Genomic DNA, 15,608 nt, shown 5'->3' on the forward strand with positions numbered 1-15,608 from the left:
TTCCTAAAGCGTGGTGATATTTTTTTTGCTTATTTTTAGTGAGTAGAGACAAAAAAATAAAAAATGATTATTGTAAGAAAATAACGGGATAGCAGCATTAAAATTGTAATATAGAAATTAGTAGCAATATAGATAAATAACTAGGACAAATGAAAACGATTGCCTCTTCTTCTTCAATATTTCTTCCAAATGACAAACCCAATAGTCATCTTAATTACGCCTTCCATACTAATAAAACTTTGAGTATTAAGTCGATCCTTCCTAACGTTATTTTCATGTTTATAGTTTCACATATAAAAATTTTTCAAATCTCTTCCATGGAAATCGGCGCCTAATTTTTGTGTTGATTTCATAACATTTCATGTTAGAATATTTAACATGAATAAGTTTTCTGAATTTTATATTTAAAGTTTCAGGAAAAATATCCACAAAACTGAGTGTGTGGGAGTCGTTTGATGTTAGGAATTGTAACAAAAGATAATTAGAAAACTTTTTAATCATCCTAGATAGGAGGGATATTGTTGGACAATAATCAATCATATCGTGATAAAAAGGTGATGGGAATCGGAATTGTAACTGAAATAACGGGATTATCCAATCGCAAAATCCGCTATTATGAATTGCGGAAATTGATTTTTCCGGAACGAACCCCATCAGGGACTCGTAAGTATTCTTTTTCAGATGTAGAAAGACTTATGGAGATTGCCGAGAAGATTGAAGATGGTGTTCAGACGCATGAGATTCGCAAAGATATAGTCAAAAAGGAAAAGCATAAGATGATCATTGGTCAAATCAATTCCCATTTTCAGCGTAATGGGTTTAAGTAATTAGAAATGTGAAGGTTGTAACAATTATCAAAACAAAAAAAGGCTTTAGGAGGATTGGCATGTTTTTTGATTACGAGCACCTTCCGTATTTTGATGAAATGTTTAATGAAAATGGAGCAGTAAGGGATCATTATGAACAAGTGTATCAACAATTATCCCGGATAAGCAGCGATGAGTTGAACAGCCTTCATGAATCGATGCAATTCCAAATGATGAAACAAGGAGTTACGTTTACCTTGTACAATGAAACTCAACAAGATCCCTTAGAAAGAACGATCCCAGTGGATGTGATTCCGAGAATCATTCCAGCGAATGAATGGGAAGTGGTTGAACAAGGGATTAAACAGAGGATTACCGCGTTAAATCAATTTATCCGGGATATTTACCATGAACAAGCAATCCTGAGGCAGGGAATCATCCCGCGGAAAATGGTTGTATCCAATCCCTACTTTTTACCAGGAATGATGGGAGTGGATGTTCCTGGAGATGTTTATATCTCACTATCAGGTGTTGATTTAATCCGGGATGATTCTGGTCAATATTTTGTGTTAGAAGATAACTTGAGGACACCTTCTGGTTTATCTTATATCCTGAAAAATCGTTCTTGGATGATCCGTTTATTTCCAGAGCTGTTTTTTGAACATAAGATCCGCCCGATGGACGAAGTTCTCAACTTGCTTTTATCTAATCTGAGAAGCTTAGCACACCCTTCTCAAAAAGATCCTGTTATCGTTTTACTTACTCCGGGAAGCTATAATTCTGCCTATTTTGAACACGCCTTTTTAGCGCAGCAACTGGGAATTGATTTAGTAGAAGGTACTGATTTAGTTGTAATAGAGAATAAAGTCTATATGAAAACAATGAAGGGCCTTAAACAAGTGGATGTGGTTTACAGGCGCATCGATGATGATTTCCTGGATCCCCTTGCCTTTCGGCCGGATTCATTACTCGGAGTACCTGGTATTATGAATGCTTATCGGGCTGGGAATGTCGTCCTTGCTAATGCGCCGGGGACAGGTGTAGCAGATGATAAAGCTATTTATTCTTATGTCCCGGAAATGATTCGATTTTATTTAAATGAAGAACCTATTTTAAAAAATGTCCCGACCTATCTTTTATCTAAGAAAGAGGATCTCGAATATGTATTAGCACATCTCTCGGAGATGGTAGTAAAAGAAACTTCGCTTTCAGGCGGATATGGCATGTTAATTGGACCTCATGCTTCTAAAGAAGAAATACAGCAATTTCGAGAAAAGATCATAACCTCTCCTGAAAAATATATCGCCCAGCCGACCATCCAGCTTTCACGTACACCATCGTTAGTAAATGGCCAAATTGTGGGGAGGCATGTCGATCTTCGTCCTTTTACTTTCCTTGGCAAGGATAGGATGGATGTAACTCCGGGTGGATTAACGAGGGTGGCGCTTAAAGAAGGTTCTCTTGTTGTTAATTCATCACAAGGTGGCGGAAGCAAGGATACGTGGGTTTTATATTAATCTATGAGAAAGAAGGATAAAGCATGTTAAATCGAATCGCTGAATCGTTTTATTGGATTGGACGCTACATGGAAAGGGTAGACTTTACAGCCAGGTTACTCGATATAAACTACCATTCACAACATGTACTGCTAGAGAACGAGCATAACCTGGAATATTTTAAAAATAGAGTAATAGGCTCCCTTGGTGACCATCCTTTTACCGAACAGCTATCAGCCATTCATTATAATGATTTTCTTCACTATATAATATTTGAGGATACTTATAAAAATTCAATTCTTTCCTGTTTAGGGAAAGCAAGGCATAATATCCGGATCGTAAGGGGGCAAATTCCGGAAAAGATATGGGATTCGATTAATTCTTTTTACCTCTGGCTTAAGGAACAAAATGTCCAAAAAGGCAGGAAGCAATTGCCTTATTCCTTTTTTGAAAAAATCCTTCAACATGTATCTATCTTCAATGGTATAACCGATTTAACGATGCTTCGCGGGAATGAATGGAACTTTATTCAAGCTGGCAGATATATGGAGAGAGCGGGCAATACTGTGCGCACGCTGCAGCTATCCTTTGAACAGAATAAAGTAGAAACGGAGTTGGGGCAAAAACGCGATGAATTTAATCAGTTCGCTTCTATTTTAGAGAGCGTAGATGGTCTTGAAGCCTTCCGGAGATATCACGCTGACGAGATTAAAGCGGATCATTTAATCGAGTTTTTGGTGCTAAACAAAGCCTTTCCAAGTTCGCTTTCTTTCTCCTTTACTAACCTAGAAATGTTTTTAAAAATCATTCAAAATGATTTCTACACTGTCAGGTATACAAAATTAAATCGCTTGATGACGGACATGAAAGTCAATTTGTCGGCCAATCTTCACATAGAGGCAAAATCAAGCAGTGACTATCCATCTTTGCTAAAGGGACTTCAAGGGATGGTGAACGAGATTGGGGCGGAAATTGAGTATTGCTTTTTTTATGGAGGAGGAGAAGAGTTCTCCGAAAGCTCATTACAAAAGAAGGTCGCGGTGTTATGAAACTGAAGATATCCCATTATACTCACTATACCTACGAGGAGCCCATAAGGTACAGTGTCAATGAAATTCGGTTGACTCCTCAGACCGACTCGCGGCAATTTTGCTATGAACATTCAATTAGTGTGAACCCTGAAGTATCACTTTTTTCTTATGAGGATTTTTTTGCAAATAAGGTCCATTCCTTTTCTGTTTCTGAACCGCATCAGGAATTATTAATCAAGGCTGAATCGATTGTGCTCACAAATGAAAAGGAACTCCAGCAAGGCAGACCATTGCCTCTTTCGACTGAAAAAAAGATTATTCGAAGCAACACCTTTCAAAATCACTTTACAGAGTATTTGAACGGGACTGCGTATACGAAAATGTCACCAGAATTAAGTGCCTTCGTTCAAGATATGGAAGATTTAGATTCATCTGGGGGAATTTTTCTCCATTTAAAAAAGATTTCGGAATGCATCTATTTGAATTTTACTTATGATCCGAAAGCAACAGACGTACATACCACGGTCGAAGAGACTCTAAGGCTGAGACGGGGAGTTTGTCAGGATTTTGCTCATCTAATGATTGCTGTGTGCCGGTCAAAAGGAATCCCCGCCAGATATGTCAGCGGCTATCACTTTATTGGTGATTTACAGGGTGGACATGCTGATTACGAGCAGGCTTCCCATGCATGGGTAGAAGGATATATACCTGGTAAAGGGTGGGTAGGATATGACCCAACAAATAATGGGATGGTCAACTGGCGTTATGTCAAAATAGGCCATGGACGTGATTATCGCGATATTGTACCGGTAAAAGGAGTGTATAATGGCACAGCCGCTCAAGTCTTAACAGTAGAGGTAGACGTGAAGGTTTGGGACGGGCAAGGAGAGTGAAAACTAATTGATAAAAAACGGAAAACAGTGTTGAAACAACTTCAACACTGTTTTTATATTTTTGGATGTATAAGGTTATTGTTGATTTGAAACGATGTTGATTGGAGCGGAAATCAACATCCAAATGTAACACAGCCATTTTTTTAAACGTTCCCACGCAGTAGAAACCAAATTATTTAACACGAAAACCTTTTCATCGTGTAAAATAATTATGGAGGGGTGGGCATGATGGATTTAAAAGCCGGTTTATGGCAGCAGCAAACATTAAAATTGGCTATGACACAAGAATTGTCTCAGGCGATTGCCTTATTACAATACTCAGCACAGGAGTTGTCTGCTTTCTTAGAAGAAAAAGCATTGGAAAATCCTTTGCTTAAAATCGAAAATGTCAATATCAAACCGATGAATCCACTGATGGACCGTAACCGCCGGAACCATCAGAAATCGGAAAAAGATTGGATTGAACAGATTGCCGACAAACCATTTTCGATGGAAGAATACCTACTTTCTCAACTTAAGATTACTAACTTAACAGCACAGCAGATGAAAGTGATTCGCCATTTAATTAAAAATTTAGATGAAAACGGTTACTTTAAAGGGGAGCTTATTGAAATTTCACAAAACATGCGAGTTGAGCATGATGTAGTGGATGAGTGTTTAGCTATTATTCAAACCCTCGAGCCAGCCGGCATTGGGGCAAGGGACCTGCAAGAATGCTTACTAATGCAATGTTATTATAAAAATCCGAATAACGAACTAGCGCAAACGATTCTTTCAAACTACTTCATTCCATTTGCGGAAAAGAAGTGGAAGCCGATTGCAAAAGAATTGGGTGCAAGCATGAAGGATTTACAAGATGTGTTTGATGAAATTCAGCAGTTAAACCCAAAACCAGGAGCATTACTGCGAAATGAACCAACTACCTACATTATTCCTGATGCCATCGTGGAACAAACGATTGAGGGACTAACCGTTCGTATGTTTGACGAATCCTTGCCAAGGGTTCGCTTTAATGATTCCTACTATCAAAAGTTTCAAAATCAGAACAAGCAGGTCAGTCGTTTTTTACATGATAAAGTTCAAGACTATCAATGGATTTTAAAAAGTATTGAGCAGCGAAAAGAAACCCTTACAAAGGTAGTGGCTAAGATTGTTGAGAAGCAGCCAGCTTTTTTTCAAAAAGGAAGCCAGTATCTAGTTCCCATGACCATGAAAGAAATAGCAAGCGAACTTGATGTTCATGAATCGACCGTTAGCCGGGCTGTTCGTGAAAAATATGTGCAAACACCAATCGGAACTTATCCTTTAAAAACCTTCTTCACTAGCACGATTCAAACTCTTACAGATGAAGAAAGTACATCCTCTACCCAGGTGAAAAATGAAATCCAATCATTAGTGGCTGAGGAAAATAAACAAAAGCCGCTGTCGGACCAAGAGATGGTGGAGCAATTAAAGCTGCAAAAGGGAATCCTGGTCTCGAGGCGGACGGTAGCTAAGTACCGCGAGCAGCTTGGTATTCCATCGTCATCGAAAAGGAAACGGTTTGTCTAGAAAGGATAGAAAAAATGCATACGATCACGTTATATACGAGGAATCGCTGTCCGCTTTGCGACAAAGCGAAGACGGCTATTTTAGAAATGCAAGAGCAATGGAAGTTTCAGCTTGAAGAAATAGATATTGAAACCAGCGATGAGTTAACAGAGCGCTATGGTCTGATGATTCCAGTTGTTCATTTGGACGGCGAAGAGGTAGGATATGGATATGTTGACAAAATGGACATAAGTATTCGTTTACAAAAAAAAAACAAAATTAAATAAGTTGAAATCGATTTTCACTCCTGTTACAATAAAAAACGTAATAGGGGTGATTTTTTTTAGCGTAGGTGGGACATAATATGTCTAGGGTGGACTTTTTGTGACCAACTACATATAATAAAGGAGCATGAAGTTCATGCAGTCATTTATTGATATACAAAAAAGATTATTACCCGATCTCCTTCTAGTCCTGCAGAAACGACACACGATTTTACGTTACATAGGATACATGCAGCCAGTAGGAAGAAGGAGCTTAGCTGTCAGCCTTGGACTTACCGAAAGAATACTTCGCAGTGAAGTAGACTTCCTCAAAGAACAAAATCTTATTCAGACAAATAATGTGGGAATGAGTTTAACTTCGGAAGGGAAAAATTTACTTGAAGATTTAGAAGGTTTAATGCGTGAGTTAAAGGGTATTGACGTGATGGAACTAGAATTAAAACACCGGCTCGGCATTAAAAAGGTAATCATTGTCCCGGGTGATGGTGACGAATCACCGATGGTTAAAGGTGAACTTGGCAAGGCGACAGCAATCTGCATGAAAAAGCTTCTTGGCGGAAAAAATATAATCGCTGTGACTGGCGGTTCAACCATGGCTGCCGTTGCGGAAAGACTTTCACCCGATTTAACCCAAAAAGATTTACTATTTGTACCAGCACGTGGAGGGGTTGGTGAAGATGTGCAAAATCAAGCAAATACCATTTGCTCGAATATGGCACATAATACTGATTCCCGACATCGAGTTTTATATGTTCCTGATCAGGTTCGTTCGGAAATTTACGAATCCCTGATTAAAGAGCCAGATATCCACGAGGTCTTAACTTTAATTCAATCAGCCAGCATGGTTCTCCATGGTATTGGAGATGCTATTACAATGGCTGAACGGCGAAAAACCAACCCTGAAATCAAGAAGAAGCTTGAAGAGGGGAAGGCTGTCGGCGAGGCATTTGGGTATTATTTTAACGAAGAAGGCGAAATTGTCCATAAGGTTCTAACCATTGGACTGCAACTCGAAGATCTTGAGCACATCCCAAATGTAATTGCGGTTGCAGGCGGGACATCAAAAGCCAAGGCGATTAAAGCTTATTTAAAACAAGCACCGAAATCGACCATTTTAATTACCGATGAAGGTGCAGCAAAAAAGTTATTGAAAGGGTAATTCCTTTTAAAAAATATAGCTTTACCCAAACAAAGGAGGAAATTTATCATGACAGTAAAAGTTGGTATTAATGGATTTGGACGTATTGGTCGTAACGTATTCCGTGCGGCTTTAAACAATAGCAATGTGGAAATCGTTGCAATCAACGACTTAACAGATGCAAAAATGCTTGCTCACCTTTTAAAATATGACACTGTTCACGGAACACTAGCTGAAGAAGTAACAGTTGACGGTGAATACCTAGTAATCGGAAGCCACAAAGTAAAGGTTATCGCTGAGCGTGACCCTGCACAACTTGGCTGGGGCGACCTTGGTGTAGAAGTTGTAGTTGAATCTACTGGCCGTTTCACAAAGCGTGAAGATGCTGCGAAACACCTTGAAGCAGGCGCTAAAAAAGTTATCATCTCTGCTCCAGCAGACAACGAAGATATCACAATCGTTATGGGTGTTAACGAAGATAAATATGATGCAGCTAACCACCATGTACTTTCAAACGCATCATGTACTACAAACTGCTTAGCTCCATTTGCTAAAGTATTAAATGATACTTTCGGAATCAAGCGTGGTATGATGACAACTGTTCACTCATATACAAATGACCAACAAATCCTTGACTTACCACACAAAGACTACCGTCGTGCACGTGCAGCTGCAGAAAACATGATCCCAACTTCAACTGGTGCTGCTAAAGCTGTTGCTCTTGTATTGCCTGAATTAAAAGGTAAATTAAACGGTATGGCAATGCGTGTTCCAACTCCTAACGTTTCAGTTGTTGACTTAGTAGCAGAATTAGAAAGAGACGTTACAGCTGATGAAGTTAACGAAGCATTAAAAGCAGCTGCTGAAGGTCCATTAAAAGGCATCCTAGCATACAGCGATCTTCCATTAGTTTCTACTGACTACAATGGTGCAACTGTTTCTTCAACAATCGATGCATTATCAACAATGGTTCTTGAAGGAAACATGGTTAAAGTATTATCTTGGTATGACAACGAAGTTGGTTACTCTAACCGCGTAGTTGACCTTTGCGATTACATCGCTTCAAAAGGACTCTAATCCTTAAGATTAATAATTTAATGTTTTCCAATGGGGAGCGGGGAAGATTCCCCCTCCTTTTTTCTTTGATTTATGAGCTTTCGACAATATTCGAGCGGCTGCCATGACACCGCGCATAATGGAGGTCCTTTACACATGAACAAGAAAACACTTAAGGATATCGATGTAAAAGGCAAACGCGTATTTTGCCGGGTAGATTTTAACGTTCCCATGCAGGATGGACAAATCACAGATGAAACACGTATTCGTGCAGCAGTTCCAACCATTCAATACCTAGTAGAACAAGGTGCAAAAGTAATCTTAGCAAGCCATTTTGGCCGTCCGAAAGGTCAAGTAGTAGAAGAAATGCGCCTTACTCCAGTTGGCGTAAGACTTTCTGAAATTCTTGGCAAAGAAGTGAAGAAGGCTGACGAGGCATATGGTGATTCTGTTAAAGCTATCATCGATACCATGAATGAAGGCGATGTTCTTCTTCTTGAAAATGTTCGCTTCTATCCTGGTGAAGAGAAGAATGATCCTGAATTAGCAAAAGCATTTGCTGAACTTGCTGATGTCTATGTAAATGATGCATTTGGTGCCGCTCACCGTGCACATGCATCAACAGAAGGTATTGCTCATAACTTGCCTGCAGTTTCCGGCTTTTTAATGGAAAAAGAACTTGATGTTCTTGGTAAGGCTCTTTCTAATCCTGAACGTCCTTTTACAGCGATCATCGGCGGGGCAAAGGTAAAGGACAAAATCGGCGTTATTGAAAACCTTCTTGAACTAGTTGATAACCTAATCATTGGCGGCGGTTTAGCTTATACATTCGTTAAAGCACAAGGCCATGAGGTTGGTAAATCATTATTAGAAGCAGACAAAATTGATCTTGCGAATTCTTTCATTGAAAAAGCAAAGCAAAAAGGTGTTAATTTCCTTATGCCGGTTGATGTTGTAGTAGCGGATGACTTCTCTAATGATGCCAATAAAAAGGTCGTTTCAATCGAAGAAATCCCAGCTGATTGGGAAGCTCTTGATATCGGACCAAAAACAAGAGAAATTTATAGTGATGTTATCAAAAATTCAAAGCTTGTGATCTGGAATGGACCAATGGGCGTATTTGAAATTGATGCATTTGCTGGCGGTACAAAAGCGGTGGCTGAAGCACTTGCTGAATCAGAAGGTACATATTCTGTCATTGGCGGCGGAGACTCAGCAGCGGCAGTTGAAAAGTTCAACTTAGCAGACAAAATGAGCCATATCTCTACTGGCGGCGGCGCTTCTCTTGAGTTTATGGAAGGTAAAGCACTTCCTGGCGTAGTGGCATTGAACGATAAATAAGTCTGACATCTCAGGAAATGAGATAGTAACAAATTTTTTAATATATTTACAAATTTACGATAGATATTAACAATTTTTTGATAGATATTAATAATTGGCGACGAACGTAATTATGAAAGGATGTGCCACAATGCGTAAACCTATCATTGCAGGTAACTGGAAAATGAACAAAACCCTTTCTGAGGCAAAAAGTTTTGCTGAAGAAGTAAAAGGACTTGTACCTCCAACTGACACAATGGAATCTGTTATTTGTGCACCGGCTTTATTTTTACAAAGCCTTGTCGAAGTAACAGAAGGTACGAACGTAAAAATTGGTGCTCAAAATATGCACTTCGAAGAAAGCGGAGCATTCACAGGTGAAATCAGCCCGAACGCTATCGCGGACCTTGGTGTTCAATATGTCATTATCGGACACTCTGAACGTCGTGAAATGTTCAACGAAACAGACGAATCTGTTAACAAAAAAGCTCTTGCAGCTTTTAACTATAACTTAACACCAATCATTTGCTGTGGTGAAACACTGGAGCAGCGTGAAAATGGTGAAACAAACCAATTAGTTGGCGATCAAGTAGCAAAAGCGCTTACTGGTTTAACAGATGAGCAAGTAAAGCAATCCGTTATTGCTTACGAACCAATCTGGGCCATCGGAACAGGAAAATCTTCTACTTCTGCAGATGCGAATGAAGTTTGTGCCCATATCCGTCAAGTTGTGGCACAGCAATTCTCGCAAGATGTTGCCGATGCAGTACGTATTCAGTACGGCGGTAGTGTAAAACCAGAAAACATCAAAGAATACATGGCACAGCCGGATATTGATGGTGCGTTAGTAGGCGGAGCAAGCCTTGAAGCACAATCATTCTTAAAGCTACTGGAGGCAGGTCAGTATGAGTAAATCTCCAGTTGCGCTGATCATCCTTGATGGTTTTGGATGCAGAGGCGAAACAAAAGGAAATGCGGTTGCCCATGCGAAAAAGCCGAACTTTGACCGCTTTTGGAGTAATTATCCGCATTCCCATTTAACTGCATCTGGTGAGGCTGTTGGCCTTCCAGAAGGACAAATGGGTAACTCAGAAGTTGGCCACTTGAATATTGGGGCTGGCCGAATTGTGTACCAAAGCTTAACACGTGTTAATATTGCGATCCGTGAAGGCGAATTTGAAAAAAATGAAACCTTTACTGGAGCAATGGAGCATGTGAAAAAGAATGGCACTGCGCTGCACTTATTTGGTTTACTATCAGATGGCGGTGTTCATAGCCATATTCAGCATATGTTTGCCTTATTAAAATTGGCAAAAGAAGAAGGTGTGGAAAAGGTTTATGTCCATGCATTCTTAGATGGCCGTGATGTTGGTCCAAAAACAGCTGAATCATATATTCAGCAAACACTGGACAAAATGAAGGAGTATGGCGTTGGTGAATTTGCAACCATTTCCGGGCGCTATTATTCAATGGACCGTGACAAACGTTGGGAGCGTGTTGAAAAATCATATCGCTCAATGGTTTATGGTGAGGGCCCTGCTTACACCAATCCTTTAGACGTTGTCAAGGATTCCTATGAGCACGGAATTTTTGATGAGTTCGTCATCCCATCTGTGATTACAAAAGAAGATGGACAGCCTGTGGCTACGATTCAAGACAATGATGCCGTTATTTTCTATAACTTCCGTCCTGACCGTGCCATTCAGATCTCGAACACATTTACAAATGAAGATTTCCGCGACTTTGACCGCGGACCTAAGCATCCAAAGCATTTATTCTTTGTCTGCTTAACACACTTCAGTGAATCTGTTGACGGATATGTGGCCTTTAAGCCAACGAATCTGGACAACACAATAGGTGAAGTCCTTTCACAAAATAACTTAAAGCAGCTTAGAATTGCTGAAACGGAAAAATATCCGCACGTGACCTTCTTTATGAGCGGCGGACGTGAGGCAAAATTCCCTGGCGAAGAACGAATTTTAATCAATTCTCCAAAGGTTGCAACCTATGACCTTAAGCCAGAAATGAGCGCTTATGAAGTAACCGATGCGTTAATGAATGAAATCCAAAATGATAAGTTTGATGCTATCCTGTTGAACTTTGCTAACCCAGATATGGTTGGACACTCAGGAATGCTTGAACCTACTGTTAAAGCGATTGAAACCGTTGATGAATGTTTAGGTAAAATTGTTGATTTAATCCTTGAAAAGGGCGGTACTGCCATTATCACAGCTGACCACGGTAATGCGGATGAAGTGGTAACACTCGAAGGTGAACCAATGACAGCCCACACCACGAACCCAGTTCCTGTGATTGTAACAAAACAGGGTGTCGAACTACGTGATGGCGGTATTCTTGGCGACTTAGCGCCAACCATGTTAGACTTATTAAATGTAGAAAAACCAGCTGAAATGACTGGAACTTCATTAATCAAATAAATTATTATTTTTAAGGAGAGAAATTAAATGCCATATATTTTAGATGTATACGCTCGTGAAGTATTAGATTCCCGCGGTAACCCTACTATCGAGGTAGAAGTAACAACTGATTCTGGCGCATTTGGCCGCGCTCTAGTTCCAAGTGGTGCTTCAACTGGTGAATACGAAGCAGTTGAACTTCGTGATGGCGACAAAGAACGTTACCTTGGTAAAGGTGTTCTTAAAGCTGTTGAGAATGTTAACACAATCATCGCTCCACACTTAGTTCAAGAAGAATTAAGCGTTCTTGATCAAGTGGCTGTAGACCGTGCGTTGATCGAATTAGACGGTACTGAAAACAAAGGTAAATTAGGTGCAAACGCAATCCTTGGTGTTTCTCTTGCTGTAGCTCGTGCTGCTGCTGACTACCTTGGCGTACCTTTATACCAATACCTTGGCGGTTTCAATGCGAAGCAGCTTCCAGTTCCAATGATGAACATCGTGAACGGCGGCGAGCACGCTGATAACAACGTAGATATTCAAGAATTCATGATCATGCCTGTTGGTGCTCCAAACTTCAAAGAAGCACTTCGCATGGGCGCTGAAATCTTCCACACATTACGTTCTGTATTAAAAGGCAAAGGCCTTAACACTGCTGTAGGTGACGAAGGTGGATTTGCTCCAAACCTAGGTTCAAACGAAGAAGCTCTTCAAACAATCGTTGAAGCAATCGAAAAAGCTGGTTACAAGCCAGGTCAAGAAGTATTCCTAGCAATGGATGCTGCTTCATCTGAGTTCTACAACAAAGAAGATGGCAAATATCATCTTGCTGGCGAAGGTGTTGTAAAAACATCTGCAGAAATGGTTGACTGGTACGAAGAGCTTTCTGCTAAATACCCAATCATCTCTATTGAAGACGGTTTAGATGAAAACGACTGGGAAGGCCACAAGCTTTTAACTGAGCGTCTTGGCAAAAAAGTTCAATTAGTTGGTGACGATTTATTCGTAACGAATACTAAGAAACTTGCTGAAGGTATTGAAAAAGGAATCGGCAACTCCATCCTTATCAAAGTTAACCAAATCGGTACGCTTACTGAAACTTTTGATGCGATTGAAATGGCTAAGCGTGCAGGTTACACAGCTGTTATCTCTCACCGCTCTGGTGAAACAGAAGACAGCACAATCGCTGACATCGCTGTTGCAACAAATGCTGGTCAAATCAAGACTGGTGCACCATCACGTACTGACCGTGTAGCGAAGTACAACCAATTGCTTCGTATCGAAGATCAATTGGCTGAAACAGCTCAATACAATGGTCTTAAATCTTTTTATAACTTGAAGAAGTAATTTTATAGACATGCAAAGCCCCAGTTCACTCAGTGAACTGGGGCTTATTATTTTCAATCACGAAATTCTTGGATAAATCAAGCAGGGAAATCACACCACTGTGTTTAATATTAAAAAAAACAACCAAGAACTGAGGTAAAAATATGAAAAGGTATTTTAAACAATTATCATGGCCACAGCGTGTGATGATTATTTTTGCAGTTATTGTTTTGGGGGTCTTCTACTATTATCAGACTACAGGATCGTTGCCTTTGCATAAAGATACTGTAATGGTCTCGGTACAAAAATCGGATGACGGCCAATCCGTAATTAAAATGGATGACCCAAACAGCCAAGAAATTGAAAAGGAATTTCCTATGAATATGACAGAAAAAGAGGTAATGGATGCAATCCATCAGATGTCTCATCAAAAAGTGGAGTCCAGAAAGAAGTGGGGGGCGATCCCACTGACACCTGGACGTGTCAATCAATTACTCAAAGTAGTCAAAAAAAATGAGAGGGACTATGTTCATTCCTCTGTCTATCTAGACATTTTAGAGCGCTGGTCTGAGGGCGACTTTTCCTCTGTAGACAAAGATCATAATAAAATCTGGAATCTGCAGGGAGGGACGGTTGGAAAGGCAGTAGGGATTTTATCGGCAGAAGAGGAAAAGGCGTATATTGAGGATCATTTTAGGGTTAAACAAGAGGATTAGGGGGACTTTCCCTTCGATCTTTCACAATTACGACTATTGTCTAAAGGTCAATAGTATGGTAAATTTAAGATACTGTGAACTGTACGTCTAACAGGAGGTGGCTTACATGCATGCATTAGTCGTAACATTATTAGTGATCGTAAGTATTGCTCTTATTGTAGTGGTTTTATTACAGTCTGGTAAGAGTGCTGGATTATCGGGTGCCATTTCTGGTGGTGCTGAAACATTATTCGGTAAACAAAAAGCTCGAGGAATTGACTTGATTCTACATCGCATTACGATTGTATTATCTGTATTGTTTTTCCTGCTTGCCCTTGCGGTTACTTATTTTAAAATTTAATCAAACAAGCATACAACCTGGCCATCTGGCTGGGTTTTTTGTTTTTATATAAGGATCGTTGCCGATTAATTTGTTCCAGGGACGGGGTTGGCGGAATGATCGTAGAAACTGGCGGAAATAATAGAGAAACAGGTGGGGAAATTAAGAAAAAGTGCGGATAAAGTGCTCAATTTGACGGTATTAATCAGAAAACCGGCGGAAATGCTAGGTCTCTTGTCTGCCAAAATGAACAGTTCCCTCCCAATTAAAACAGCAGCAGACCCTAATGAAAATAGAGTTGGCGGAATTATCATAGAAACTGGCGGAAATAATAGAAAAACAGGCGGATTAAACTAGGAAACGTGCGGAATTCCTCTCTCACTCCGCCGAATTCCATACTCATCCTTCACCCCAATCTCCTAAATCACACCACACAAGGCTTTTTTCTGGAATGTTACCTCCTTTAATGCTTAAACTAATAGAAGCTAATCGAATGAAAAGGAGTTTTTAAAAATGAAAGTTGCACCACCAAAACCATTTACCTTTGAAGGAGGAAAACGGGCCGTCCTGCTGCTCCATGGTTTCACCGGAAACTCAGCAGATGTCCGAATGCTGGGCCGTTTTTTAGAAAAAAAAGGCTACACTTGTCATGCCCCTCACTATAAAGGCCATGGAGTCCCCCCAGAAGAACTCGTTCACACCGGTCCCGAAGATTGGTGGCAGGACGTTATAAACGGCTATCATTTTTTAAAAAATAAAGGACATGATGAAATTGCAGTCGCCGGCCTTTCACTTGGCGGCGTATTTTCCTTGAAATTGGGATACACTGTACCTATAAAGGGTATTGTACCTATGTGTGCTCCCATGTATATAAAAAGTGAAGAGGTCATGTACCAAGGAATTCTTGAATATGCCCGCGAATATAAAAGATATGAAGGAAAAACAGACGAGCAAATCGAAATGGAAATGAAAGAATTCCAAAAAACACCGATGAATACATTAAAAGCACTCCAGCAATTAATTGCTGAAGTACGTGAGCATGTTGATATGATCTATGCCCCAACCTTCGTTGTTCAAGCACGTCATGACAAAATGATTAATACAGACAGTGCCAACATCATCTACAACGAAATTGAATCTACCATAAAGGAAATTAAGTGGTATGAAGAATCAGGACATGTCATTACGCTAGATAAAGAGCGGGAACAGCTTCATGAAGATGTTTATGCTTTTTTAGAGAGTCTAGATTGGCAAGTTCAATAAAGCACCCAAAAAG

At 40.0% G+C, this 15,608-nt stretch carries 16 protein-coding genes; all 16 read left to right on the forward strand.

The window, feature by feature from the left end; genetic code table 11:
• Positions 1-557: 557 nt before the first annotated feature.
• The 16 genes from V7266_RS14300 to V7266_RS14375 all read left to right on the forward strand — a co-directional run bounded on the left by V7266_RS14300 (position 558) and on the right by V7266_RS14375 (position 15,595).
• Entirely contained in the window at positions 558-827 is a 270-nt protein-coding gene (locus V7266_RS14300) for a MerR family transcriptional regulator (RefSeq protein WP_335468612.1), read from the forward strand.
• A gap of 59 nt (positions 828-886) precedes the next feature.
• Positions 887-2,323 carry a circularly permuted type 2 ATP-grasp protein gene (locus V7266_RS14305; RefSeq protein WP_335468563.1) on the forward strand — a complete coding sequence of 479 codons (1,437 nt, stop codon included), beginning with the start codon at positions 887-889 and terminating at the stop codon, positions 2,321-2,323.
• A gap of 23 nt (positions 2,324-2,346) precedes the next feature.
• Positions 2,347-3,351, forward strand: a complete 1,005-nt coding sequence (locus V7266_RS14310; protein WP_335468564.1) for an alpha-E domain-containing protein — start codon at positions 2,347-2,349, stop codon at positions 3,349-3,351.
• On the forward strand, positions 3,348-4,226 hold the full coding sequence (locus V7266_RS14315) for a transglutaminase family protein (protein WP_335468565.1): 879 nt from the start codon (positions 3,348-3,350) through the stop codon (positions 4,224-4,226). The genes V7266_RS14310 and V7266_RS14315 overlap by 4 nt, the downstream gene beginning before the upstream one ends.
• Positions 4,227-4,451: 225 nt before the next feature.
• Positions 4,452-5,777, forward strand: coding sequence for an RNA polymerase factor sigma-54 (rpoN, locus tag V7266_RS14320; RefSeq protein ID WP_335468566.1), 1,326 nt, complete (start codon positions 4,452-4,454; stop codon positions 5,775-5,777).
• Positions 5,778-5,791: 14 nt separating this feature from the next.
• Complete coding sequence (locus tag V7266_RS14325) at positions 5,792-6,043, forward strand: glutaredoxin family protein (RefSeq protein WP_335468567.1); 252 nt, start codon at positions 5,792-5,794, stop codon at positions 6,041-6,043.
• 133 nt (positions 6,044-6,176) lie between these two features.
• Complete coding sequence (locus V7266_RS14330; RefSeq protein ID WP_335468568.1) at positions 6,177-7,199, forward strand: sugar-binding transcriptional regulator; 1,023 nt, start codon at positions 6,177-6,179, stop codon at positions 7,197-7,199.
• Positions 7,200-7,247: 48 nt separating this feature from the next.
• Positions 7,248-8,255: a type I glyceraldehyde-3-phosphate dehydrogenase gene (gene gap / locus V7266_RS14335; protein ID WP_335468569.1), complete on the forward strand. Its 1,008-nt coding sequence runs from the start codon at positions 7,248-7,250 to the stop codon at positions 8,253-8,255.
• 135 nt (positions 8,256-8,390) lie between these two features.
• Positions 8,391-9,575, forward strand: coding sequence for a phosphoglycerate kinase (locus V7266_RS14340; protein WP_335468570.1), 1,185 nt, complete (start codon positions 8,391-8,393; stop codon positions 9,573-9,575).
• Positions 9,576-9,705: 130 nt separating this feature from the next.
• A complete protein-coding gene (gene tpiA / locus V7266_RS14345; RefSeq protein WP_335468571.1) occupies positions 9,706-10,467 on the forward strand; it encodes a triose-phosphate isomerase in 762 nt (253 codons plus the stop codon).
• A complete protein-coding gene (gene gpmI / locus V7266_RS14350) occupies positions 10,460-11,992 on the forward strand; it encodes a 2,3-bisphosphoglycerate-independent phosphoglycerate mutase (RefSeq protein ID WP_335468572.1) in 1,533 nt (510 codons plus the stop codon). Before tpiA ends, gpmI begins: the two co-directional genes overlap by 8 nt.
• A 27-nt stretch (positions 11,993-12,019) precedes the next feature.
• Positions 12,020-13,318 (forward strand): phosphopyruvate hydratase, encoded by a 1,299-nt coding sequence (gene eno, locus V7266_RS14355; RefSeq protein WP_098530335.1) that lies wholly within the window; start codon positions 12,020-12,022, stop codon positions 13,316-13,318.
• A 143-nt stretch (positions 13,319-13,461) separates the two neighbouring features.
• Complete coding sequence (locus V7266_RS14360) at positions 13,462-14,013, forward strand: DUF6241 domain-containing protein (RefSeq protein WP_335468573.1); 552 nt, start codon at positions 13,462-13,464, stop codon at positions 14,011-14,013.
• A gap of 106 nt (positions 14,014-14,119) precedes the next feature.
• A complete protein-coding gene (gene secG / locus V7266_RS14365; RefSeq protein WP_335468574.1) occupies positions 14,120-14,353 on the forward strand; it encodes a preprotein translocase subunit SecG in 234 nt (77 codons plus the stop codon).
• Positions 14,354-14,485: 132 nt separating this feature from the next.
• The gene (locus tag V7266_RS14370; RefSeq protein ID WP_335468575.1) at positions 14,486-14,689 is read left to right on the forward strand and encodes a hypothetical protein; all 204 of its coding nucleotides are present in this window, start codon (positions 14,486-14,488) and stop codon (positions 14,687-14,689) included.
• Between the two features lie 156 nt (positions 14,690-14,845).
• Entirely contained in the window at positions 14,846-15,595 is a 750-nt protein-coding gene (locus V7266_RS14375) for an alpha/beta hydrolase (protein WP_335468576.1), read from the forward strand.
• Positions 15,596-15,608 lie beyond the last annotated feature (13 nt).

The organism is Neobacillus drentensis (assembly GCF_036965645.1).
Lineage (GTDB): Bacteria > Bacillota > Bacilli > Bacillales > Cytobacillaceae > Neobacillus > Neobacillus drentensis_D.

What these genes read in the sequence shown, in the direction of transcription:
- V7266_RS14300 (WP_335468612.1), top strand. Translation starts at nt 558, where the DNA reads ATGGGAATCGGAATTGTAACTGAAATAACGGGATTATCCAATCGCAAA.
- V7266_RS14305 (WP_335468563.1), top strand. Translation starts at nt 887, where the DNA reads ATGTTTTTTGATTACGAGCACCTTCCGTATTTTGATGAAATGTTTAAT.
- V7266_RS14310 (WP_335468564.1), top strand. Translation starts at nt 2,347, where the DNA reads ATGTTAAATCGAATCGCTGAATCGTTTTATTGGATTGGACGCTACATG.
- V7266_RS14315 (WP_335468565.1), top strand. Translation starts at nt 3,348, where the DNA reads ATGAAACTGAAGATATCCCATTATACTCACTATACCTACGAGGAGCCC.
- rpoN (WP_335468566.1), top strand. Translation starts at nt 4,452, where the DNA reads ATGATGGATTTAAAAGCCGGTTTATGGCAGCAGCAAACATTAAAATTG.
- V7266_RS14325 (WP_335468567.1), top strand. Translation starts at nt 5,792, where the DNA reads ATGCATACGATCACGTTATATACGAGGAATCGCTGTCCGCTTTGCGAC.
- V7266_RS14330 (WP_335468568.1), top strand. Translation starts at nt 6,177, where the DNA reads ATGCAGTCATTTATTGATATACAAAAAAGATTATTACCCGATCTCCTT.
- gap (WP_335468569.1), top strand. Translation starts at nt 7,248, where the DNA reads ATGACAGTAAAAGTTGGTATTAATGGATTTGGACGTATTGGTCGTAAC.
- V7266_RS14340 (WP_335468570.1), top strand. Translation starts at nt 8,391, where the DNA reads ATGAACAAGAAAACACTTAAGGATATCGATGTAAAAGGCAAACGCGTA.
- tpiA (WP_335468571.1), top strand. Translation starts at nt 9,706, where the DNA reads ATGCGTAAACCTATCATTGCAGGTAACTGGAAAATGAACAAAACCCTT.
- gpmI (WP_335468572.1), top strand. Translation starts at nt 10,460, where the DNA reads ATGAGTAAATCTCCAGTTGCGCTGATCATCCTTGATGGTTTTGGATGC.
- eno (WP_098530335.1), top strand. Translation starts at nt 12,020, where the DNA reads ATGCCATATATTTTAGATGTATACGCTCGTGAAGTATTAGATTCCCGC.
- V7266_RS14360 (WP_335468573.1), top strand. Translation starts at nt 13,462, where the DNA reads ATGAAAAGGTATTTTAAACAATTATCATGGCCACAGCGTGTGATGATT.
- secG (WP_335468574.1), top strand. Translation starts at nt 14,120, where the DNA reads ATGCATGCATTAGTCGTAACATTATTAGTGATCGTAAGTATTGCTCTT.
- V7266_RS14375 (WP_335468576.1), top strand. Translation starts at nt 14,846, where the DNA reads ATGAAAGTTGCACCACCAAAACCATTTACCTTTGAAGGAGGAAAACGG.